The following is a 21,420-nucleotide window of genomic DNA, read 5'->3' on the forward strand; positions in this document are numbered from 1 at the left end:
CATATTGTTGCAGGGATGCCGAATATCGAGATGGTTTGCTTGTCGTCAACGTGCAAGCTCCCGGACAATGCAAGTCAGTCGGGTCGTTGTCGCGGGGGCGCTGCGCGCTGCGTTCCCGAGTCGGTCGCATCGAAGCGTTTCGAACTGCACATCGATGATGTCCGAACCGGTTAATCCAGCGGGCGGCGCGAACGCATCGCGTCTGCATCGTCCGGCGGCAGCAGTTTCGAATCGCAAAGGGGGAATCAGATGCATCGGATCATCATCGTAGGCGGAGGCGCGGGCGGCCTGGAACTGGCGACGCGGCTCGGCGACCGTTACGGTGCGCGCGACAATCGTCCCGCGCGTGCGCTGGTCACACTCGTCGACCGCAATCCGACCCACATCTGGAAGCCGCTGCTGCACGAAGTCGCGGCCGGCAGCATGGACCCGTTCACGCAGGAACTCGAATACGCGGCGCAGGCACGCTGGCACGGCTTCGAGTTTCAGCAGGGCGAACTCACCACGCTCGACCGCGCGGCGAAGCGCATCACGCTGTCGCCGGTCAACGACAGCGACGGCGCGGAACTGTTGCCCGCGCGCAGCCTGGAATACGACACGCTGGTGATCGCGATCGGCAGCACGACGCATTTCTTCGGCGTGCAGGGCGCGGCGGAAAACGCGATCGCGCTCGATACGGTTGGCGAGGCCGAGCGCTTCCGCAAGCGTCTGATCGCTGCGTGCATGCGCGCCGAGCATCAGGCGCCGGTGGAGCCGGCGCCCGGTGCGGCAGCCGAACCGCGCATCCAGGTCGTGATCGTCGGCGGCGGTGCGACCGGCGTCGAATTGTCCGCGGAGCTGCGCAACACCGCGCAAGTGCTGTCCGTGTACGGGCTGCACAAGCTCGATCCGCGGCATGACGTCGGGATCGTGCTGATCGAATCCGGCCCGCGCATTCTTCCGGCGTTGCAGGAGCGCGTGTCGACTGCAACGGCCGACCTGCTCGAAAAACTCGGCGTGCGGCTGATGTTGTCGGAGCGCGTGACCGAGGTCGGGCCCGGTGTCGTACACACCGCGAGCGGCAAGGCAGTCCGCGCGGATCTCACGGTGTGGGCCGCCGGCATCAAGGCGCCGGCCGTGCTGTCTCACCTCGACGGCCTGCAGGTCAACAAGCTCGGTCAGCTCGACGTGCGGCGCACGCTGCAAACTTTCACCGACGACAACGTGTTCGCACTCGGCGACTGCGCAGCCTGCGCATGGCCGGGTAACGAACGCAACGTGCCGCCGCGCGCGCAGGCCGCACATCAGCAGGCGAGTTTCCTGCTGAAGGCGATCGGCTGCCGGCTCGACGGCCGTCCGCTGCCGGAGTTCACGTATCGCGATTTCGGTTCGCTCGTGTCGCTGGGCCACTTCAGCGCGGTCGGCAACCTGATGGGCGGGCTCATCGGCGGCAACATGCTGATCGAAGGGCTGTTCGCTCGGTTCATGTACATGTCGCTGTATCGGCTGCACATCGCCGCGCTGCACGGCTATCCACGGATGATGCTCGATACGGTCGCGCACTGGCTGAGACGCACGACGTTGCCGCGTGTGAAGCTGCATTGACACCAGGCGGCCGATTGCGCCGGGCGGGCAGAGGGCGCACACCGAGCGCTCTCTGCCCGTAGTCATTTCGGGCGCGCGATCCCTCTGCATGCCGACACGGCGGCGTTCGTTGCGCGCGGCTCTTCGTTTGATGCACACGCATTCGTTCGAGAACGGTGCTTTCGTTCTGCCGCGAGTACGCGCGATGCAGCGCCTGACGACACGGAACGCGACGCGATCACACCTTCGTAATCGAGTCTTACACATCCGACAGTTGACGCGACAACGGATTATTGGGCATCTTGTCCGGGTTTTCGCGTGGCGGCGGAGTGCCGACCGCCGCGACATCCGCGCCGTTGGCCGGCGCGATGCCCCGTCAGGCCGGATCCGCGGCCGTGGCGGCGGCGCCAATCGAGGAGTGCATTCATGTTGAAACCCGAAGTCGACAGCCTGGTTCCCCACGTCCCGTTCTCGCGCCGCAAATTCATGCAGGCCGCGCTGGGCGGCACCTTCGCGGCGGCGGTGCTGCCTGTGTCGGCGCAGACGGTCACCACCGACAGCGCCGGGCTGGACGTCGACACCATCGAGATCCGCTCGGGCGACGCGAGCATCCCCGCGTACCGCGCGCAGCCGGTCGACAAGACGAACCTGCCGGTCGTCATCGTGATTCACGAAATCTTCGGCGTGCATGCGCATATCGCGGACGTGTGCCGCCGCTTCGCGAAGCTCGGCTATCTGGCGATCGCGCCCGACCTGTTCGCGCGGCAGGGCAATGCGGCGAAGTACCCGACGATGAAGGAACTGTACGACCACATCATCAGCAAGGTGCCGGACCGTCAGGTGACCGAGGATCTCGATGCGACCGTCGCGTGGGCTGGCAAGAACGGCGGCGACCTGTCGCGTCTCGGCGTGACGGGATTCTGCTGGGGCGGGCGCCAGGCGTGGCTGTATGCGGAGCACAATCCGCATGTGCGGGCGGCCGTCGCGTGGTATGGGTTCGTCGAAGGCAAGACCGACGAGATGACGCCGTTCAATCCGGTCGACCACGCGTCGTTGTTGAAGGTGCCGGTGCTCGGGTTGTACGGCGAGAAGGATACGAACATCACGCAGGCATCGCTCGCCGACATGCGCAAGGCGATCCAGACGAGCGATTCACCGCTCGCGCGGCAGTCGGAGATCGTCGTGTATCCGGATGCCGGTCACGCATTCTTCGCCGACTATCGGCCGAGCTACGTGAAAGGCGATGCCGAGGACGGCTGGAAGCGCGCGATCGAGTGGTTTCACAAGTACGGTGTGATGTGAGCGACGAGCGGCGGCGCCGGCCGCCGCTTCATCGACCGCGACATCGTCGTCGTGCCGCGTCGGTTGCTTATGGAGTCGGGCCGGTTGCGATCGGTCGCGACGGATCGGCGCTCCATTCGCTCCACGAGCCCGGATAAAGCGACGCGCCATGCAGCCCCGCGACCTCCAGTGCGAGCGCGTTGTGGCATGCGGTCACGCCCGACCCGCATTGCAGGATCACGTTGTTCGGCTCGGTGCCGGCCAGGAGCGCGGTGAATGTCTCGCGCAATTCATGGCCGGTCTTGAAGCGGCCGTCGGCGCTCAGGTTGTCCTTGAAGAAGCGGTTGCGCGCGCCGGGAATGTGGCCGCCGACGCGATCGATCGTTTCGTTTTCGCCGCGATAGCGATCGGGCGCGCGCGCATCGATCACGACGCGGCTCCCCGACGTCACGTTCGCGAGCACGGCTGCCGCGTCGACGGTCGATTCGAGCGGCGCCCCCGCGCGGAAGTCGCCCGCGGCCGGGTGCGGCACGTCCGTGGTCAGCGGCTGACCGGCCGCTTCCCATGCCTGCAGGCCGCCGTCGAGCACCGCGATGGAATCGTGCCCGAGCCACCGCAGCAGCCACCACAGCCGCGCCGCATAGGCGCCGCCTTGCGCGTCGTAGGCAACGACCTGCTGGCCCTGCTTGACGCCGCGGCTCGCCATCAGCGTCGCGAATGCGTCGCGCGTCGGCAGCGGGTGGCGGCCGTTGGTGCCGGTCTTGCGGCCGGACAGGTCACGGTCGAGATGAAGATACTGCGCGCCCGGAATATGGCCGGCTGCATAGGCGGCTTCGCCCGCGCCCGGATCGGCGAGGTCGAAGCGGCAATCGAATACGACGACGCTGCCCGGCGCCGCGGCCAGACGCTCCGCGAGATTCGCTGCGGAGATGAGCGTGGTGTAGTGGGTATGTGGCATGACGGCTCCCTGGAGTGCAAACGGCCCGATACTCCAAGTCTAAACAAAAAAAGACGGGCCGAAACCCGTCTTTTCATGTGCCCGATCCCGCGCGGCGCCGGTGCGCCGCATGCAGGATCAGAGATCGCCGAGCTGGCGGCGCAGGAACTCGTGGAAGTGCTGCATGCCGTCTTCCATCGGGCTCTGGTACGGGCCGACCTGCGATTCGCCGCGCGCCATCAGCGCCCGGCGGCCCGCGTCCATCCGCATCGCGATTTCGTCGTCCTCGACGGCCGTCTCCATATACGCGGCGCGCTCGGCCTCGACGAACTCGCGCTCGAACAGCGCGATTTCCTCGGGGTAATAGAACTCGACGATGTTGGTCGTCTTTTGCGGCCCGCGCGGGATCAGCCACGACACGACGAGCACGTGCGGATACCACTCGATCATCAGGCCCGGGTAATAGACCATCCAGATCGCGCCGAACTCCGGCGGTACGCCGTTGCGGAACTTGAGCACCTGCTCGTGCCATTTCTGGTAGGTCGCGCTGCCCGGTTTCGCGAGCGCGTTATGGACGCCGACCGTCTGCACGCTGTACCAGTCGCCGAACTCCCACTTGAGATCGTCGCACGACACGAAGCTGCCGAGGCCCGGGTGGAACGGGACGACGTGGTAATCCTCGAGGTACACCTCGATGAACGTCTTCCAGTTGTAATCGCACTCGTGCACTTCGACGTGATCGAACAAGTACTCGGAGAAATCGAAGTGATGCTTCGTGCCGAGGTTCGCGAGATCGCGCGCGACGTTGCGGCCTTCGGCCTCGAACAGCAACCCCTGCCAGTTCTGCAGCGGGCTCTTGCCGAGATTCAGGCACGGCTTGTCGGGGAAGTGGGGCGCGCCGAGCAGCTGGCCTTCCAGATCGTACGTCCAGCGGTGCAGCGGACACACGATGTTCTGCGTGCGGCCGCGCCCGTTCAGCATGATCGCCTGGCGGTGACGGCACACGTTCGACAGCAGTTCGATCTGGTTCGCCTGATTGCGGACCAGCACGCGGCCTTCCTTTTCGGACGGCAGCGCAAAATAATCCCCCGCCTCGGGCACCATCAATTCGTGCCCGACGTAACGAGGTCCTTTCTTGAAGAGGGTTTCGATCTCGCGCTCAAGCAGCGCCTCATCGAAATATGCAGTGACTGGAAGCTGGCTGTGAGCCGACTTCAACTGAAGCGCATCGCTCAGATTGGACATTCCCACTCCCGGTGTTAGCGTGAAAGCAGTGAACAACCCAACCATCGAAAAATCGATTTAGGGAAACGGAGAATTATACCCGGTTCGCCCCGCAAGGCCAGGATTAAGTGCCTGATTTGTGTCAATTTTTTGTCGGGGTGCGACCGATGGGCGCACAATGTGTGCCTGGCAAGGGGCCGGAGCGCGGGGCAGGGTGCCCAAGTCGGCAGGTCGAAAATTTCTCTTTTGCCGTAGAATGTCCGACTTGTTTTGAAATTTGACACCCTCGTCCATGGCGAAAACCGCATCCCCAGGCGCCACCCCGCCCGGCAACGGCACCGAACCGTTGCCGGACAACTATGAAACGGCGCTCGCGGAACTCGAGACGCTGGTTGCCCGGATGGAAGGCGGCGCGTTGAGCCTCGAGGATTCGCTCGCCGCATATCGCCGCGGTGCGACCCTCGTTGCGTTTTGCCAACAGCAGCTGGAGAAAGTGGAACAGCAGGTTCGCGTGCTCGACGGCGCGACGCTGAAGCCGCTGTCATCCGGAACGGCCGCCACGGACGGCGAAGACGACGATCTATGACATTCGAACAATGGATGCGGTCCGTGCTCGACCGTGTCGAGGACGCACTCGGCCACTATTTGCCGGCCGACAACGTGGTGCCCACGCAACTCCACGAAGCGATGCGCTACGCGGTCCTCGGCGGCGGCAAGCGCGTTCGCCCGCTGCTGTGCCATGCAGCAGGCGAACTGACCGGCGCGACGGAGGCGGCGCGCAACGCGGCGGCGGCGGCGCTGGAGATGATCCACGTCTATTCGCTCGTGCATGACGACATGCCGTGCATGGACGACGACGCGTTGCGGCGCGGCAAGCCGACCGTGCACGTGCAGTACGACGAGCCGACGGCGCTGCTGGTCGGCGACGCGCTGCAGTCGCAGGCGTTCGTCGCGCTGACGGATGCCGCCGCGCTGTCGCCCGCACAGCAGGCCGCGCTCGTGCGCGAGCTGGCGCTGGCGAGCGGCTCGATCGGCATGGCCGGCGGGCAGGCGATCGACCTGGCGAGCGTCGGGCTCAAGCTGACGCGCGAGCAGCTCGAGACGATGCACCGGATGAAGACGGGCGCGCTGCTGCGCGCGGCCGTGCGGATGGGTGCGCTGGCGGGCGACACGCCGTCGGCGGAAGCGATGGCTGCACTCGACGTCTACGCGGGCGCCGTCGGTCTGGCGTTCCAGGTCGTCGACGACATTCTCGACGTCACGACGGATTCCGCCACGCTCGGCAAGACGGCCGGCAAGGACGCGGCGAACGACAAGCCGACCTACGTATCGATCCTCGGCCTCGACGCATCGCGCGAGCTCGCAGCACAGCTGCGCGCCGAAGCGCACGACGCGCTGAAACCGTTCGGCGCGCGCGCACAGCGTCTCGCCGAACTTGCCGACCTGGTGGTGAACCGGGTCAGCTGACGCGAAAGCCCGCCGCCGCGCACACGCTACGGTGCGTGCAACAGAATGCGGGCGCGTTTGATTTCCTACAATGGAACGACGATGTACGACTTGCTGAAAACCATCGACGACCCGGCGGATCTGCGCCGCCTCGATCGTCGCCAACTCCAACCGCTCGCGGATGAACTGCGCGCGTTCGTGCTCGACAGCGTGTCGAAGACGGGCGGCCATCTGTCGTCCAACCTCGGGACGGTCGAGCTGACGATCGCGTTGCACTACGTGTTCAACACGCCGAACGACCGGATCGTCTGGGATGTGGGTCACCAGACCTACCCGCACAAGATCCTGACGGGCCGCCGCGACCAGATGCACACGCTGCGCCAGTACGATGGCATCTCGGGTTTCCCGCGCCGCAGCGAGTCGGAATACGACACGTTCGGCACCGCGCACTCGAGCACGTCGATCTCGGCCGCGCTCGGCATGGCGATCGGCAGCCAGCTGAACGGCGACGACCGCTTCTCGATCGCGGTGATCGGCGACGGCGCGATGACAGCCGGCATGGCGTTCGAGGCGATGAACAACGCGGGCGTTTCGGAGGATGCGAAGCTGCTCGTGATCCTCAACGACAACGACATGTCGATTTCGCCGCCGGTCGGCGCGCTGAACCGCCATCTCGCGCGGCTGATGTCGGGCCGTTTCTACGCGGCCGCGCGCGCCGGCGTCGAGCGCGTGCTGAGCGTCGCGCCGCCGGTGCTCGAACTCGCGCGCAAGCTCGAGGAGCACGCGAAGGGCATGGTCGTGCCGGCCACGCTGTTCGAGGAGTTCGGCTTCAACTACATCGGCCCGATCGACGGTCACGATCTCGATTCGCTGATCCCGACGCTGCAGAACATCCGCGAGCTGCGCGGCCCGCAATTCCTGCACGTTGTGACGAAGAAAGGGCAGGGCTACAAGCTCGCCGAAGCCGATCCCGTGCTTTATCACGGCCCCGGCAAGTTCAATCCGGCCGAAGGCATCAAGCCGTCGGCCACCCCGGCGAAGAAGACGTACACGCAGGTGTTCGGCGAGTGGTTGTGCGATGAAGCCGAGCGCGATTCGCGCGTCGTCGGCATCACACCCGCGATGCGCGAAGGCTCGGGCATGGTCGAGTTCGAGAAGCGCTTCAAGGATCGCTACTACGACGTCGGCATCGCCGAGCAGCACGCCGTCACGTTCGCGGGCGGCCTCGCGACCGAAGGGCTGAAGCCTGTCGTCGCGATCTACTCGACGTTCCTCCAGCGTGCGTACGACCAGCTGATCCACGACGTCGCGCTGCAGAACCTGCCGGTCGTGTTCGCAATCGACCGCGCCGGCCTCGTCGGCGCCGATGGCGCGACGCATGCGGGTGCGTACGATCTCGCGTTCATGCGCTGCATCCCGAACATGACGATCATGGCGGCGTCCGACGAAAACGAATGCCGCCAGATGCTGCATACGGCGCTTCAGCAGCCGAACCCGACTGCGGTGCGTTACCCGCGCGGCGCGGGCACGGGCGTGGCGACGGTGAAGGAATTCACCGAGATCCCGCTCGGCAAGGGCGAAGTGCGTCGCCGTACCGCGCAGCCGGAAGGCAAGCGCGTTGCGATTCTCGCGTTCGGCACGATGGTCGCACCGTCGCTGGCCGCCGCCGACGAGCTCGACGCAACGGTCGCGAACATGCGCTTCGTGAAGCCCGTCGATGCGGCGCTCGTGCGCGAACTCGCGCAGACGCACGACTATCTCGTCACCGTCGAGGAAGGTTGCGTGATGGGCGGCGCGGGTTCTGCCTGCGTCGAAGCCCTGATGGAGAGTGGGGTTATCCGGCCCGTACTACAATTGGGCCTCCCTGACCAGTTCATCGATCACGGCGATCCCGCGAAGCTGCTGTCGCAATGCGGTCTCGACGGTGCAGGCATCGCGAAATCGATTCGCGAACGCTTCCTGAGCCCCGCGGCCGATGTCGCCGGTCAGGCGAAGCGCGTCGCATAAGCTGGCGCCGCCTCCGGGCGGCGTCGATGCGACTGGCGCAACCGGTCAACATTGATGCGGAAAACATGGGCCTGCGGGCCCATGTTGCTTTTCCGGCTGCCGCGTGACGCGGCGTGCGCGTCGTCGAACGCGCGGCTTACAAGGATTGAAAACAAGATGAACCAGATGAATCCCGCCTTCGTGATGCCCGACGTGCAGAGCACGGTGGATACCCGCCAGATTCCGATTCAGCGCGTGGGCGTGAAGGCGGTCCGGCATCCGTTGACGGTATGCACCGAAAGCGGCGACGTGCAGCCGAGCGTCGGCGTCTGGAACCTCGACGTGCGCCTGCCCGCCGATCAGAAGGGCACGCACATGTCGCGCTTCGTCGCGCTGCTCGAAGAGAACCGCGCGCCGCTGACCGTCGCGCGTTTTCGCGCGATGCTCGCGTCGATGCTGGAGAAGCTGGAGGCCGAAGCCGGCCGTATCGAGGTCACGTTCCCGTACTTCGTGAGCAAGACGGCGCCGGTATCGGGCGTGCAGAGCCTGCTCGACTACGAAGTGACGCTCGCGGGCGAGAGCCGCAACGGCGAAACGCGCGTATTCCTGAAGGTGCTCGTGCCGGTGACGAGCCTGTGCCCGTGCTCGAAGAAGATCTCGCAGTACGGCGCGCACAACCAGCGCTCGCACGTGACGATCGACGCCGAACTCGCGGCCGACCTGCCCGTCGAGGCGCTGATCCGCATCGCGGAAGAGGAAGCATCGTGCGAGCTGTGGGGCTTGCTCAAGCGTCCGGACGAGAAGTTCGTCACGGAGCGTGCATACGAAAACCCGAAGTTTGTCGAGGATCTCGTGCGCGACGTCGCGCAGCGTCTCGATGCTGACGAGCGCGTGGTCGCATACGTGCTCGAGGCCGAGAACTTCGAGTCGATTCACAATCACAGCGCGTATGCGCTGATCGAGCGGGACAAGCGACACGCAGCGTAACGTCGGGCGTGCACTGTGCTGCCGTGTGGCAGCGCCGTATTGCCGCTGCAATGAAAAAAATGGCCGCTCGAATTTGAGCGGCCATTCTGTTTTTCGGACGAGGCTCGATCGGAGCGGTTCAGTGACTCAGCGACTCGGTGACTCGGCGCGACATCGCGCTGCGTGACTCAGCGCGCAAGCGACGCGAGATCCCAGCGCGGCTTGACCGTGAACGCGTAGTCGGCATTCGCCTGTTCAGGCCAGCGGCCAAGCCGCAGCGCGCCGGCGAGTGCGATCATCGCGCCGTTGTCGGTGCAGAGCGCAAGATCGGGATAGTGCACGTCGAACCCGCGTTTGACTGCGGCGGCCGACAGCGCCGCGCGCAACTGGCGGTTCGCGCCGACGCCGCCGGCCACCACCAGGCGCTTGAGCTTCGTCTTCTTCAGCGCGGCGAGCGATTTCGCGACGAGCACGTCGACGGCCGCGTCGACGAAGCCGCGCGCGAGGTCGGCCTTCGCGCGTTCGAGCGCTTCGCCTTCGAGCTTCGCCGCCTCGAACTTCTTCATCTGTGTGAGCACGGCCGTCTTCAGGCCGCTGAAGCTGAAATCGAGATCGCCCGAATGCAGCATCGGCCGTGGCAGCACGACCGCGCCCGGCGTGCCGGTTTCCGCAAGTTTCGAGACTTCCGGGCCACCCGGATAGCCGAGGCCGATCAGCTTCGCCGTCTTGTCGAACGCTTCGCCCGCCGCGTCGTCGAGCGTTTCGCCGAGCGTTTCGTACACGCCGACGTCGGTCACGCGCATCAACTGCGTATGGCCGCCCGATACCAGCAGTGCGATGAACGGGAACGGCGGCGGCTCGTCGACGAGCAGCGGCGACAGCAGATGGCCTTCGAGGTGATGGATGCCGACTGTCGGCTTGTTCCATGCGAGCGCGAGCGCGTTCGCGATGCTCGCGCCGACCAGCAGTGCACCGGCAAGGCCAGGGCCTTGCGTGAACGCGATCGCGTCGATGTCGTCGCGACGCGTGCCGCTTTGCGCCATCACTTCCTCGAGCAGCGGCAGCGCGCGGCGGATGTGGTCGCGCGATGCGAGTTCGGGCACGACGCCGCCGTATTCGCGGTGCATCGCAATCTGCGAATGGAGCGCGTGCGCGAGCAGGCCGCGCTGCGTGTCGTAGAGCGCGAGGCCGGTTTCGTCGCAGGAGCTTTCGATGCCGAGAACGAGCATGGGTCGGGGCGGGGCGCGCCGGTTCGAGCGCGCCGAAGGAAGGTCAACGTAACCGGAAATTATATCAGCGGGGGGAGGTCGCCGCTGATGGCGGCGCCCGTCCGAGGGCCGGGCAGGTACAATCCGCGCCATGGAAACTTATGACATCGCCGTGATCGGCGCAGGCGCCGCCGGGATGATGAGCGCCGCGGTTGCCGGGCAACTTGGCCGCCGCGTGGTGTTGATCGACCACGCGCCGCGGCTCGCCGAGAAAATCCGCATCTCGGGCGGCGGCCGCTGCAATTTCACGAATCTTTACGCGGGCCCCGACAACTACCTGTCGTCGAATCCGCATTTCGCGCGCTCGGCGCTCGCACGCTACACGCCGCGCGATTTTCTCGGGCTGCTGAAGCGCCATCACGTCACGTGGCACGAAAAGCACAAGGGGCAGCTGTTCTGCGACCACGGCAGCGACGCAATCATCGACGTGCTGAAGCACGAATGCGATGCCGGCGGCATCGCGTGGCGCCGCCCGGTGGTCGTCGACGCGGTGCGGCATGCGCCGGCCGACGGCTTCACGCTCGACACCCGGCAGGCGGGGCCGATCCGCGCGCGCGCGCTGATCGTCGCGACCGGCGGCCTGTCGATCCCGAAGATCGGCGCGACCGACTTCGGCTATCGGCTCGCGAAGCAGTTCGGCCACAAGCTCGTCGACACGCGTCCGGCGCTTGTGCCGCTCACGTTCGCGCCGCAGGACTGGGCGCCGTTCGCGGCGCTGTCCGGCGTGTCGCTCGAAGTGCGCGTGTCGACCGGCGACCGCAGGCGCGGCGGCGAATTCGTCGAGGATTTGCTGCTGACGCATCGCGGTCTGTCGGGCCCGGGCATCCTGCAGATCTCCAGCTACTGGCAGCCCGGCGATCCGATCCGCGTCGACCTGCTGCCGCAGCGCGACGTCGTGGCCGACCTGCTCGACGCGAAGCGCACGTCGAAGCGGCAGATCGGCTCGCTGCTCGCGGACTGGGTGCCGTCGCGGCTCGCGCACGTATGGCTCGACGCGCATCGCGTCGCGGCCGATGCGCGGCTCGCGGACCTGCCCGACAAGACGCTGCGCCAGATCGGCGACGCGTTGTCCGGCTGGACGTTGACGCCGAACGGCACCGAAGGCTACAAGAAGGCCGAAGTGACGAAGGGTGGTGTCGACACGCGCGAACTGTCGTCGGCGACGATGATGAGTGCGCGGGTGCCGGGGCTGTTCTTCATCGGCGAGGCAGTGGACGTGACGGGCTGGCTCGGCGGCTACAACTTCCAGTGGGCATGGGCCTCGGGCACGGCGGCGGGCCAGGCGGCCGCCGAGTTCGCGCGCGGGGGCTGACGCGCGGGTCGGCCGCCTCTTATGTCTTCACGCGGCGCTCTGCTATACTAGTAAGTCTTCCCTGCAAACCTTTATTCGTGTCGGATCATGACGATCATTCGCGTTAAAGAAAACGAGCCGTTCGAAGTCGCCATGCGTCGCTTCAAGCGCACGATCGAGAAGAACGGTCTGCTGACCGAGCTTCGTGCGCGGGAGTTCTACGAGAAGCCGACCGCCGAGCGCAAGCGCAAGAAGGCTGCTGCGGTGAAGCGTCATTACAAGCGCATCCGCAGCCAGACGTTGCCGAAGAAGCTGTACTGAACGATTGAGCGCCGCGCGGTTCGCTGAGCGGCGCACCGGCGCCCGCCGCACGATCGGCTTCGATCGGAGGCAAGCGTGCGAAGGCCGCCGATGCCGGATTCGAGCAACCCGCTTGAGACATAGTCCCAAGCGGGTTTTTGTGTTGACGTCCGTTCACGGGCGTCGAAGTCACGTTTTCATCCCGGGTGCAAGATGAGTTTGAAAGAGCAGATCAGCGAAGACATGAAGGCCGCGATGCGCGCGAAGGAAAGCGAGCGTCTGGCGACGATTCGCCTGCTGCTGGCCGCGATCAAGCAGCGCGAAGTCGACGATCGGGTGACCCTCGACGACGCCGGCATCACCGCCGTGATCGACAAGATGATCAAGCAGCGCAAGGATTCGATCAGCCAGTTCCAGGCTGCCGGCCGCGACGATCTCGTCGCGAAGGAGCAGGCCGAGCTGACCGTGCTTGGCGCGTACATGCCCGCGCAGCTGTCGGACGCCGAAGTGGCCGCCGAAGTCCAGGCCGCGGTCGCGGCAACGGGCGCGGCCGGCCCGCAGGACATGGGCAAGGTGATGGGCGTGCTGAAGGGCAAGCTCGCCGGCCGTGCCGACATGACGGCCGTTTCCGCGCAGGTCAAGGCCGCGCTGTCCAAGTAAAACCTGCTTTCCGGCGCGTCGCATGCGCGCGCCGGAGGCGTCGTATCGTCTCTTTTCGCTCGATCCCACGGTGATTCCGCATTCGTTCCTGCAGGATTTGCTGAACCGCGTCGATATCGTCGACGTGGTGGGCCGTTACGTGCAGCTCAAGAAGGGCGGCGCCAACTTCATGGGGTTGTGCCCGTTCCACAACGAAAAGAGCCCATCGTTCACCGTCAGCCCGACCAAGCAGTTCTATCACTGCTTCGGGTGCGGCGCGCACGGGACCGCGATCGGTTTTCTGATGGAGCATGCGGGGCTGACGTTCCCCGAGGCCGTGCAGGAACTCGCGCAGTCGGTCGGGCTGACGGTGCCGCACGAACCGTCGATGCGCGGCGGGGGCGCAGGCGGCGCGGGCGGCGATTATCCGGCGCCCGTGTCGAAATCGGTCGCGACCGCGCTGTCCGACGTGATGTCGGCCGCGTGCGACTACTACCGCAAGCAATTGCGCGGCGCGACGGTCGCGATCCAGTACCTGAAGAACCGGGGCCTGACCGGCGAGATCGCCGCGCGTTTCGGGCTCGGCTACGCGCCCGACGGCTGGCAGAACCTCGAAGCCGCGTTCCCCGACTACCGCGACGATTCGCTGGTCGAATCGGGGCTCGTGATCGTCAGCGAGAAGACCGACGGGCAAGGTGTCGCGCGGCGCTACGACCGGTTTCGCGAGCGAATCATGTTCCCGATCCGCAACGTGAAGGGGCAGGTGATCGGGTTCGGCGGCCGCGTGCTCGGCAGCGGCGAGCCGAAGTATCTGAACTCGCCCGAAACGCCGCTGTTCAACAAGGGCAGCGAGTTGTACGGGCTGTTCGAGGCGCGGCTCGCGATCCGCGAGCGCAAGTACGTGCTGGTCGTCGAAGGCTACATGGACGTCGTCGCGCTCGCGCAGCTCGGCTTTCCGAACGCGGTCGCGACGCTCGGCACCGCGTGTACGCCGATCCACGTGCAAAAGCTGCTGCGGCAGACCGATACGGTCATTTTCAGCTTTGACGGCGACTCGGCCGGCCGGCGTGCGGCGCGCCGCGCACTCGAGGCGTGCCTGCCGCATGCGGCGGACAACCGGACGATCCGATTCCTTTTCCTGCCGCCCGAACACGATCCGGACAGCTACGTACGCGAATTCGGCGCGGAAGCGTTTTCCGAACAGGTCGAACGCGCGATGCCGCTGTCGCAATTTCTGTTGAACGAAGCAATTGCCGGCAAGGCGCTTGATCAGCCGGAAGGGCGCGCGAAGGCGCTGTTCGACGCGAAGCCGCTGCTGCAGGCGCTGCCGGCGAACGCTCTGCGCGCGCAGATCATGCACATGTTCGCCGACCGCCTCGACATTCCGTTCGAGGAGGTTGCGGCGCTGTGCGACGTTGATGCGCGCATTGCCGCGCCGGCGCGCCAGGCGCCCGCGCGCAGCGAGCGGCGGCGTGTGACGGACAGCGAAAAGCGGGCGTTGCGTACGCTGGTGATGCATCCGCGGATCGCGACGCAGCTCGACGACGATCAGCTTGCGACCCTGCGCGCGCTTCCGCGCATCGGGGAGCTGTTTGCCGAAGTCGTCGATCACGCGCGTGCGCTGGGCGACGGCGCGGAGTTCCGGCTGCTGTCGGATGTCCTGCGAACGTCATCGAACGCGGCGACTTACGAGGAAATCTTCCGCGAAATTCTGGACTATGATGAAAACGTCCGCGATTTGCTGTTACAGAATTCGGAAGACGAGTCGGTGTCCGAACGGCAGCGCGAGCAGGAACGGATCGCGGGGGAGGAACTGCAGGCGGCGGTGCTCAAGATGCGCTATGACGCCTGCTGCGACCGGCTCGACCGGCTCGCGCGGCAATCCACGTTTACACCCGAGGAACTGGCGGAATTGACGGAATTGAACCAGCAGCGAACCGACATGAAGCGTCGGCTCGGGCTGTAGGCGGCCGGGGCGCCGAGAGAGGGGCTCCCCAGCGTGCTATAATATAAGGTTTCCAGCGGTTTGTTTTCCAAGCAGAGGCGAGAATCGCGATGGCAAAGACGACAGGCGGAAAGAAAGCAACAGGCAAGGGCTCGACGGAGCCGACCAAAAAGGTCACAGCGGCCAAGTCTGCTTCTTCCACCAGGGCAACGTCTTCAGCCACGTCAGCCCCTGCAGGAAAGAAAACCGCGGCCGGCACTGCTCAGGCTGCGCCGGCGCCGGCAGCCAGATCCAGGGCTGCCGCGAGACCCGACTCCGGGCCGGCCAAGCCGGCGGCGAAGCGGGCAAGTGCGAAAAGCGCAAGGGACACGACTGCCGCCGCGGACGAAACGGCAGTACGTACTACTCATGCACCCACGGTTCAACCGGCTGTCGTCCAGCAGCCGCGAGTCGATATAGCCGGTACGGCGAACTCCATGACCAAAAAGCTGAACGAAGTATCCGTCGATGACGACGCAAATCAGAGCGACGAGCAGCCCGCAGCCGCGGCTGCTCCGGGCAAATCCAAGGTGCGCGATCGTCGCGCCAAGGAAAAGGCGCTGCTGAAGGAAGCGTTCGCGACGAGCACGCCCGGTACGGCCGAGGAGCTCGAAGAGCGCCGCGTGAAGCTGCGCGCGCTGATCAAGCTCGGCAAGGAGCGCGGCTTCCTCACGTATGCCGAAATCAACGACCACCTGCCGGACAACTTCACCGAAACCGAAGCCCTCGAGGGCATCATCGGCACGTTCAACGACATGGGCGTGGCGGTCTACGAGCAGGCGCCGGACGCGGAAACGCTGCTCCTGAACGACAACGCGCCGGCCGCGTCGTCGGACGATGAAGTCGAGGAAGAGGCGGAAGTCGCACTGTCGACCGTCGATTCGGAATTCGGCCGCACGACCGATCCGGTCCGGATGTACATGCGCGAGATGGGCACGGTCGAGCTGCTCACGCGCGAAGGCGAAATCGAGATCGCGAAGCGGATCGAAGACGGCCTGCGCCACATGGTGATGGCGATTTCCGCGTGCCCGACGACGATTGCCGACATCCTCGCGATGGCCGAGCGTGTCGCGAACGAAGAGATCCGTGTCGACGAGCTCGTCGACGGCCTGCTCGATCCGAATGCGGCGGATGCCGCGGACACCGACGGTTTCTCCGCGAAGGAAGCCGAAGCGATCGAGAACGAGGACGAGGAAGAAGAAGAGGAAGAGGAAGAAGAGGAAGAGGAGGACGATGACGGCGCCGCGCAGGCGTCGGCCAACGCCGCCCAGCTCGAGGCCCTCAAGCGCGCATCGCTCGAAAAGTTCGCGCAGATCAGCGAGTGGTTCGACAAGATGCGCCGCGCGTTCGAGAAGGAAGGCTACAAGTCGAAGTCCTACCTGAAGGCGCAGGAAACGATCCAGAGCGAGCTGATGACGATCCGCTTCACTGCGCGCACGGTCGAGCGTCTGTGCGACACGCTGCGTGCGCAAGTGGACGAAGTGCGTCAGGTCGAGCGTCAGATCCTGCACATCGTCGTCGACAAGTGCGGGATGCCGCGTTCGGAATTCATCGCGCGCTTCCCGGGCAGCGAGACGGATCTCGACTGGGCCGAGAAGATCGCGGCCGAAGGTCATCCGTACAGCGCGGTCCTGTCGCGCAACATCCCGGCGATTCGCGAACAGCAACAGCGTTTGCTCGACCTGCAGGCGCGCGTCGTGCTGCCGCTGAAGGACCTGAAGGAAACCAACCGTCAGATGGCGGCCGGCGAACTGAAGGCGCGCCAGGCGAAGCGTGAAATGACCGAGGCCAACCTGCGTCTCGTGATCTCGATCGCGAAGAAGTACACGAACCGTGGCCTGCAGTTCCTCGACCTGATTCAGGAAGGCAACATCGGCCTGATGAAGGCGGTGGACAAGTTCGAATACCGTCGCGGCTACAAGTTCTCGACCTATGCGACGTGGTGGATCCGCCAGGCCATCACGCGTTCGATCGCGGACCAGGCGCGCACGATCCGCATTCCGGTTCACATGATCGAGACGATCAACAAGATGAACCGCATCTCGCGGCAGATCCTGCAGGAAACCGGTCTCGAGCCGGATCCGGCAACGCTCGCCGAGAAGATGGAGATGCCGGAAGACAAGATCCGCAAGATCATGAAGATCGCGAAGGAACCGATCTCGATGGAAACGCCGATCGGCGACGACGACGATTCCCATCTCGGCGACTTCATCGAGGACAACAACACGGTCGCGCCGGCGGATGCGGCGTTGCATGCGAGCATGCGTGACGTCGTGAAGGACGTGCTCGATTCGCTGACGCCGCGCGAGGCGAAGGTGCTGCGGATGCGCTTCGGCATCGAGATGAGCACGGACCACACGCTCGAGGAAGTCGGCAAGCAGTTCGACGTCACCCGCGAGCGGATCCGTCAGATCGAGGCGAAGGCGCTGCGCAAGCTGCGTCACCCGAGCCGTTCCGACAAGCTGAAGTCGTTCCTCGAAGGGAACTGATTTCCGGCGTCTCACCTGCGAACGCCGCCGGTGTCCATGTGATGCCGGTGGCGTTTGTGCTCTTGATCCTCTTTGTTGTTACAATGCCGGCCCGGCTTCATTGCCGGCGCAGCGCGTAACACGCGGTGCTACCCATTTGGGCCCCTAGCTCATGCTTGGTTAGAGCAGCGAACTCATAATTCGTTGGTGCCGGGTTCGACTCCCGGGGGGCCCACCAGATTCGCTTCCACGGTCGTTCGAGGAAGCCGCCAAACCCGCGATGCCGCAAGGCTTCGCGGGTTTTTTCTTTGGCGCGCCGCATGATGTCGTATCGCCGCCACCGGGGAATCACGCCGCACGTGCTGTCCCGATATCAATCGAAGTATGCTGTAGTGCGTTCGGGTATCCGCGATCGAGATCGGCGTCCGTCGACCGCGCGAACCGACGCCAGGCGCCGCGCTTCGCGCGGCCGCCAGAACAAACACAAACCGACTTCGCCCGACAGAGAGGGGCGTCCATCATGACCATGCTGCGTTCGTGGAGTGCGATTCTGTCGTTGCTGATGCTTGCCGCATGTGCGAGCCTGCCGCCACAGACCGATCGCGTGCCGACGCATGCGTACACCGACACCGCGAACACCCGCCTCGGGCTCGCGTTCCGTCGGCAGGCCGATGCTCATCCGGGGCAGGACGCGTTTCATCTGCTGCGCGATCCGGTCGACGCGCTCGATGCGCGCGTGCTGCTCGCCGATCGCGCGGACCGCTCGCTGGACCTGCAGTACTACATCTGGCACGACGACCTGACCGGACACGAACTCGCGGACGCGGTGATGCGCGCGGCCGACCGCGGCGTGCGCGTGCGCGTGCTGCTCGACGATCTGGGTACGAACGCGGACGACCGAAAGCTGCTCGAGATCAGCTCGCATCCGAACATCGAGATCCGGCTGTTCAATCCGGTCGCGACGCGCAGCTTCAAGAAGATCGGCACGGTGTTCGAGTTCTCGCGCGTGAACCGGCGCATGCACAACAAGGCGATGATCGCGGACAATCAGGCCGCGATCGTCGGGGGCCGCAATATCGGCGACGAATACTTCGGCGCGTCGTCGATGCTCGAATTCGGCGATCTCGACGTGGTCGTGCACGGCCCCGTCGTGAACGACATCTCGACCGAGTTCGATACGTTCTGGAACTCGCCGTATGCGTTTTCGATCAGCGCGCTCGTCGGCCATGACGCGCCGCCGGGCGGCCTCGATCGCGAGCGGGAACGGTTGCGCGACTACCTGCGCGCGATGGAGGACAATCCGTACGTGCTCGAGGCGCACCAGCGGCTCGGGCAGATCATCCATGGCCAGGGCACGGACCTGTCGTGGGGGCATGCGACGGTGCTCTACGACGATCCGGCGAAGATCGCGCGCGCACCGAAGGACAGTGAAGGGCACCTGATGCCGCAATTGCGCGCGCTCGCGCTGCGACCCGAGCAGGAACTGCTGATCGTGTCGCCGTATTTCGTGCCCGGCAGCGAGATGATCGAGCGGCTGCGTGCGCTGACCGCGCGCGGCGTGCGCGTGACGATCCTGACCAACTCGCTCGCATCCACCGACGTCGCAGCCGTGCATGCCGGTTACCGGCGCTACCGGCGCGAACTCGTCGACGCCGGCGTGCGGCTCTACGAGCGGCGGCCGTCCGGCGACCGGAGCATCTCGAAGCAGGTCATCATCGGGTCGTCGCGCGCGTCGCTGCACGCGAAGACATACGTATTCGATCGCAAGAGCATCTTCATCGGCTCGATGAATCTCGATCCGCGCTCGCTGAATCTGAACACCGAGATCGGCGTCTATTGCGAGAGCCCGGCGATCGCATCCGAGGTCGCGAACGATCTCGAGCCGCGGCTCGATCGAATCGCGTGGCGCGTCGAGGCTCGGACCGATCCGCCCGGGAACGGACAGCTCAAGTGGATTCAGACCGACGACAACGGCAACGTGACCGAACTCGATCACGAGCCGGAGGTGTCGCCGGCGCGGCGCATCGAGGTCTGGTTTCTCGGCCTGTTCCCGATCGAATCGCAGCTCTGACCTCTGCAGGCCGCGACGGCCGCGCACGCGGTTCCGGACGTGCGCACCTTCTTGCCCGGAACCGCCCGTCATCGCAACATCAGCGCGCGAAATCCGACGTGCTCTGGATGAACGTGTTCAGTTTCGAGATGTTCACGCTGCCGAAGCCCGTCGTCGCGTCCCAGCCCGCCTTCGCGTTATAGCCGTAGCCGCCGCTGCCGTTGTTGCCGGACGTCACGTCGTGCACCAGCGTCGCGTTGGCCGGGAAGTACTTGTAGATGCTCGACGCGGGGAACCCGAGCGCATTGTTGTTCGCCGATTGCAGCCGCGCCCAGATGCCGGTGAAGATCGGCGCGGCGAGGCTCGTGCCGCCTTCATTGTTCAGGTAACCCGCACCCCACAGCGTGTCGGACGTCTTGCCGTTCACCACGAGGATCGCGCCGGTGCGCAGGTCGGCGTCGAAGCCGACGTCCGGCAGTGCGCGCTTCGTCGAACCGGTGAGCGCCGACGATTGCCACGACGGCGCGGCCTCGTACTTGCTGTAACCGCCACCCGTCGCCCACACGGTGCCCGACTGCCAGCTCGGATCGTTCCACACGACTTCGCTGTCGTACGCGTTGGTCGACGTATTGGTGAACAGCGTCGTGCCGCCCACCGCGATCACGTACGGCGATGTCGCCGGTTCGCTGACGGTGTAGGTCGAACGCGACGGCTTGCCGCTCGCGCATTCGTACGCGCCGTGATCGCCGGCGGACACGGAAAAGGTCTGCCCCTGTGCGACTGCTTGCTTGAAAATGGTGTCGTCTGTCGCCTGCGAGCCCGTGCTGTATGCGGACGATTCGCACACACCGAGCGACACGTTGATGACCTTCGCGACGTTGTCGCTCACCGCCCGATTGTATGCGGCGGTGATCGCGGTGAGCGTCATCGACGGCGCGACATAGAACACGACCTGCTTCACGCTGCCGCCGGCCGCGCCGACGATCGACTGACTGTCGAGGTTCCATTCGACGGTGCCGGATGTATCGGTGTACGAACTGCCCGACGGGCCGGTCTGCACGACGCTGCTGCTGATCGTGCCGAGACCGTTGCTCGCGGCGAACGTGTTCAGGTCGCTGACCGTTTGAGACAGGTCGCCTTCGGAGATGACGCCGACGGTGGTTTGCGATGCGTTCGGCGTGCCGTCGCCACCATAGATCGACGAGAACTCGGTCGGATTGTGCGGAACCGCGGAGGCGCCCGCGGGAATCGTCAGGTTGCTGGTGTTGCCCTGCGGCGTGCCGCCGGCGCCGGTATGCACGAGCTCGACGTTCTGCAGGCCCAACACGGCGCCGACGATGCCGCCGATCGCGTTCGGCACCTGTGCGGCATCGCTGTTCGCGTATACGCTCCGGCCATTGTGCGTGAAGCGCTTGAGCGTCGTGCGGAACGCCGACTTGACCGTTGCCGCGGTGCCCGACGCGGACACGAGCAGGCGGTTCGGCGCGACCACGATGTTGACGAAGCCGGCCTTGCGCAAGTGCGCGACGACGGACGCGACTTGTTGATCGGTCGGTGCGTACTGCGCGGCAAACTGGGCCGACGTGAGGAACTGCCTGTAGTGCGACGATCCGGGCGTGTGCAGATCGCGCAGGTACTGGTCAAGCTGTGCCTCGTTGCGCAGGTTCAGCCCGAGCACGATGTCGACCGATTCGCCGGGCGCCATCTCGGTCGCGGCAGCGGCCGCAGCAGCGGTGCTGGCCGCCGGCGTCCCGGCGGTGCTGCCGCTTTCGGCTTGCTGGACGAGCGGCAGGAATCCCTTGGTGCGCGTTTCGGTCCAGCCGGCGGCCGGTGCGGCATGGACCGTCGCCATGCCGAACGACGCGACAGCTGCGGCGGCGAGCGCGAGCTTGACGATGCGAATGTGCTTTTGTTTCTTGTGAGCAACCTGATTCATTGAATTACCCCTCCGGTTGAACATCGAACTGCACGAACGACTGCAATCGACGACGGCGCGGATTATGCGCCGCCGGTTTCC

Annotated in this window: 16 protein-coding genes and 1 tRNA gene; 13 read left to right on the forward strand and 4 right to left on the reverse strand. The window is 65.5% G+C overall.

Features of this window, described 5'->3' with window-relative positions; translation table 11 throughout:
• Positions 1–249: 249 nt before the first annotated feature.
• Positions 250–1,584: an NAD(P)/FAD-dependent oxidoreductase gene (locus tag KDW55_RS18785; RefSeq protein ID WP_040139359.1), complete on the forward strand. Its 1,335-nt coding sequence runs from the start codon at positions 250–252 to the stop codon at positions 1,582–1,584.
• 405 nt (positions 1,585–1,989) lie between these two features.
• Entirely contained in the window at positions 1,990–2,865 is an 876-nt protein-coding gene (locus KDW55_RS18790) for a dienelactone hydrolase family protein (protein ID WP_059545302.1), read from the forward strand.
• A gap of 67 nt (positions 2,866–2,932) precedes the next feature.
• Here the strand turns inward: KDW55_RS18790 and KDW55_RS18795 are convergent, their stop codons facing one another.
• Complete coding sequence (locus KDW55_RS18795; RefSeq protein WP_069242737.1) at positions 2,933–3,802, reverse strand: sulfurtransferase; 870 nt, start codon at positions 3,800–3,802, stop codon at positions 2,933–2,935.
• Positions 3,803–3,919: 117 nt separating this feature from the next.
• On the reverse strand, positions 3,920–5,026 hold the full coding sequence (locus KDW55_RS18800) for an aromatic ring-hydroxylating dioxygenase subunit alpha (protein WP_040139362.1): 1,107 nt from the start codon (positions 5,024–5,026) through the stop codon (positions 3,920–3,922).
• Between the two features lie 271 nt (positions 5,027–5,297).
• Here KDW55_RS18800 and KDW55_RS18805 point away from each other — a divergent pair, with 271 nt between their 5' ends.
• The 4 genes from KDW55_RS18805 (at position 5,298) to folE2 (ending at position 9,424) form a co-directional block, all read left to right on the forward strand.
• Complete coding sequence (locus KDW55_RS18805; protein ID WP_040139363.1) at positions 5,298–5,591, forward strand: exodeoxyribonuclease VII small subunit; 294 nt, start codon at positions 5,298–5,300, stop codon at positions 5,589–5,591.
• Positions 5,588–6,472 carry a polyprenyl synthetase family protein gene (locus tag KDW55_RS18810; protein WP_059545305.1) on the forward strand — a complete coding sequence of 295 codons (885 nt, stop codon included), beginning with the start codon at positions 5,588–5,590 and terminating at the stop codon, positions 6,470–6,472. The genes KDW55_RS18805 and KDW55_RS18810 overlap by 4 nt, the downstream gene beginning before the upstream one ends.
• A gap of 81 nt (positions 6,473–6,553) precedes the next feature.
• Positions 6,554–8,458: a 1-deoxy-D-xylulose-5-phosphate synthase gene (gene dxs, locus KDW55_RS18815; protein ID WP_040139365.1), complete on the forward strand. Its 1,905-nt coding sequence runs from the start codon at positions 6,554–6,556 to the stop codon at positions 8,456–8,458.
• A 156-nt stretch (positions 8,459–8,614) separates the two neighbouring features.
• Positions 8,615–9,424 (forward strand): GTP cyclohydrolase FolE2, encoded by an 810-nt coding sequence (gene folE2, locus KDW55_RS18820; RefSeq protein WP_040141007.1) that lies wholly within the window; start codon positions 8,615–8,617, stop codon positions 9,422–9,424.
• 167 nt (positions 9,425–9,591) lie between these two features.
• Here folE2 and tsaD read toward each other — a convergent pair whose 3' ends face one another.
• Positions 9,592–10,632: a tRNA (adenosine(37)-N6)-threonylcarbamoyltransferase complex transferase subunit TsaD gene (tsaD, locus tag KDW55_RS18825; protein ID WP_040139366.1), complete on the reverse strand. Its 1,041-nt coding sequence runs from the start codon at positions 10,630–10,632 to the stop codon at positions 9,592–9,594.
• Positions 10,633–10,753: 121 nt separating this feature from the next.
• Between tsaD and KDW55_RS18830 the strand changes: the two genes are divergently transcribed.
• The 7 genes from KDW55_RS18830 to KDW55_RS18860 all read left to right on the forward strand — a co-directional run bounded on the left by KDW55_RS18830 (position 10,754) and on the right by KDW55_RS18860 (position 19,424).
• Positions 10,754–11,983 (forward strand): NAD(P)/FAD-dependent oxidoreductase, encoded by a 1,230-nt coding sequence (locus KDW55_RS18830; RefSeq protein ID WP_226209339.1) that lies wholly within the window; start codon positions 10,754–10,756, stop codon positions 11,981–11,983.
• A gap of 87 nt (positions 11,984–12,070) precedes the next feature.
• Positions 12,071–12,283 (forward strand): 30S ribosomal protein S21, encoded by a 213-nt coding sequence (rpsU, locus tag KDW55_RS18835; protein WP_006479415.1) that lies wholly within the window; start codon positions 12,071–12,073, stop codon positions 12,281–12,283.
• Between the two features lie 192 nt (positions 12,284–12,475).
• On the forward strand, positions 12,476–12,922 hold the full coding sequence (locus tag KDW55_RS18840; RefSeq protein WP_040139376.1) for a GatB/YqeY domain-containing protein: 447 nt from the start codon (positions 12,476–12,478) through the stop codon (positions 12,920–12,922).
• A gap of 70 nt (positions 12,923–12,992) precedes the next feature.
• Positions 12,993–14,867, forward strand: coding sequence for a DNA primase (gene dnaG / locus KDW55_RS18845; RefSeq protein WP_212161611.1), 1,875 nt, complete (start codon positions 12,993–12,995; stop codon positions 14,865–14,867).
• An 89-nt stretch (positions 14,868–14,956) separates the two neighbouring features.
• Positions 14,957–17,374 (forward strand): RNA polymerase sigma factor RpoD, encoded by a 2,418-nt coding sequence (gene rpoD / locus KDW55_RS18850; protein ID WP_209822290.1) that lies wholly within the window; start codon positions 14,957–14,959, stop codon positions 17,372–17,374.
• 138 nt (positions 17,375–17,512) lie between these two features.
• Positions 17,513–17,591, forward strand: a tRNA-Ile gene (locus KDW55_RS18855).
• Between the two features lie 282 nt (positions 17,592–17,873).
• The gene (locus KDW55_RS18860; RefSeq protein ID WP_040139378.1) at positions 17,874–19,424 is read left to right on the forward strand and encodes a phospholipase D family protein; all 1,551 of its coding nucleotides are present in this window, start codon (positions 17,874–17,876) and stop codon (positions 19,422–19,424) included.
• 79 nt (positions 19,425–19,503) lie between these two features.
• Here the strand turns inward: KDW55_RS18860 and KDW55_RS18865 are convergent, their stop codons facing one another.
• A complete protein-coding gene (locus KDW55_RS18865; protein WP_212161595.1) occupies positions 19,504–21,339 on the reverse strand; it encodes a S53 family peptidase in 1,836 nt (611 codons plus the stop codon).
• Positions 21,340–21,420 lie beyond the last annotated feature (81 nt).

It is taken from the genome of Burkholderia sp. AU19243, from assembly GCF_018148075.1.
Classification (GTDB): domain Bacteria; phylum Pseudomonadota; class Gammaproteobacteria; order Burkholderiales; family Burkholderiaceae; genus Burkholderia; species Burkholderia latens_A.

Coding starts and splice junctions, on each gene's coding strand:
- rpoD (WP_209822290.1), top strand. CDS start 14,957: ATGGCAAAGACGACAGGCGGAAAGAAAGCAACAGGCAAGGGCTCGACG.
- rpsU (WP_006479415.1), top strand. CDS start 12,071: ATGACGATCATTCGCGTTAAAGAAAACGAGCCGTTCGAAGTCGCCATG.
- KDW55_RS18785 (WP_040139359.1), top strand. CDS start 250: ATGCATCGGATCATCATCGTAGGCGGAGGCGCGGGCGGCCTGGAACTG.
- KDW55_RS18800 (WP_040139362.1), bottom strand. CDS start 5,026: ATGTCCAATCTGAGCGATGCGCTTCAGTTGAAGTCGGCTCACAGCCAG.
- KDW55_RS18790 (WP_059545302.1), top strand. CDS start 1,990: ATGTTGAAACCCGAAGTCGACAGCCTGGTTCCCCACGTCCCGTTCTCG.
- KDW55_RS18840 (WP_040139376.1), top strand. CDS start 12,476: ATGAGTTTGAAAGAGCAGATCAGCGAAGACATGAAGGCCGCGATGCGC.
- KDW55_RS18795 (WP_069242737.1), bottom strand. CDS start 3,802: ATGCCACATACCCACTACACCACGCTCATCTCCGCAGCGAATCTCGCG.
- KDW55_RS18805 (WP_040139363.1), top strand. CDS start 5,298: ATGGCGAAAACCGCATCCCCAGGCGCCACCCCGCCCGGCAACGGCACC.
- dxs (WP_040139365.1), top strand. CDS start 6,554: ATGTACGACTTGCTGAAAACCATCGACGACCCGGCGGATCTGCGCCGC.
- tsaD (WP_040139366.1), bottom strand. CDS start 10,632: ATGCTCGTTCTCGGCATCGAAAGCTCCTGCGACGAAACCGGCCTCGCG.
- KDW55_RS18865 (WP_212161595.1), bottom strand. CDS start 21,339: ATGAATCAGGTTGCTCACAAGAAACAAAAGCACATTCGCATCGTCAAG.
- KDW55_RS18860 (WP_040139378.1), top strand. CDS start 17,874: ATGACCATGCTGCGTTCGTGGAGTGCGATTCTGTCGTTGCTGATGCTT.
- folE2 (WP_040141007.1), top strand. CDS start 8,615: ATGAACCAGATGAATCCCGCCTTCGTGATGCCCGACGTGCAGAGCACG.
- KDW55_RS18810 (WP_059545305.1), top strand. CDS start 5,588: ATGACATTCGAACAATGGATGCGGTCCGTGCTCGACCGTGTCGAGGAC.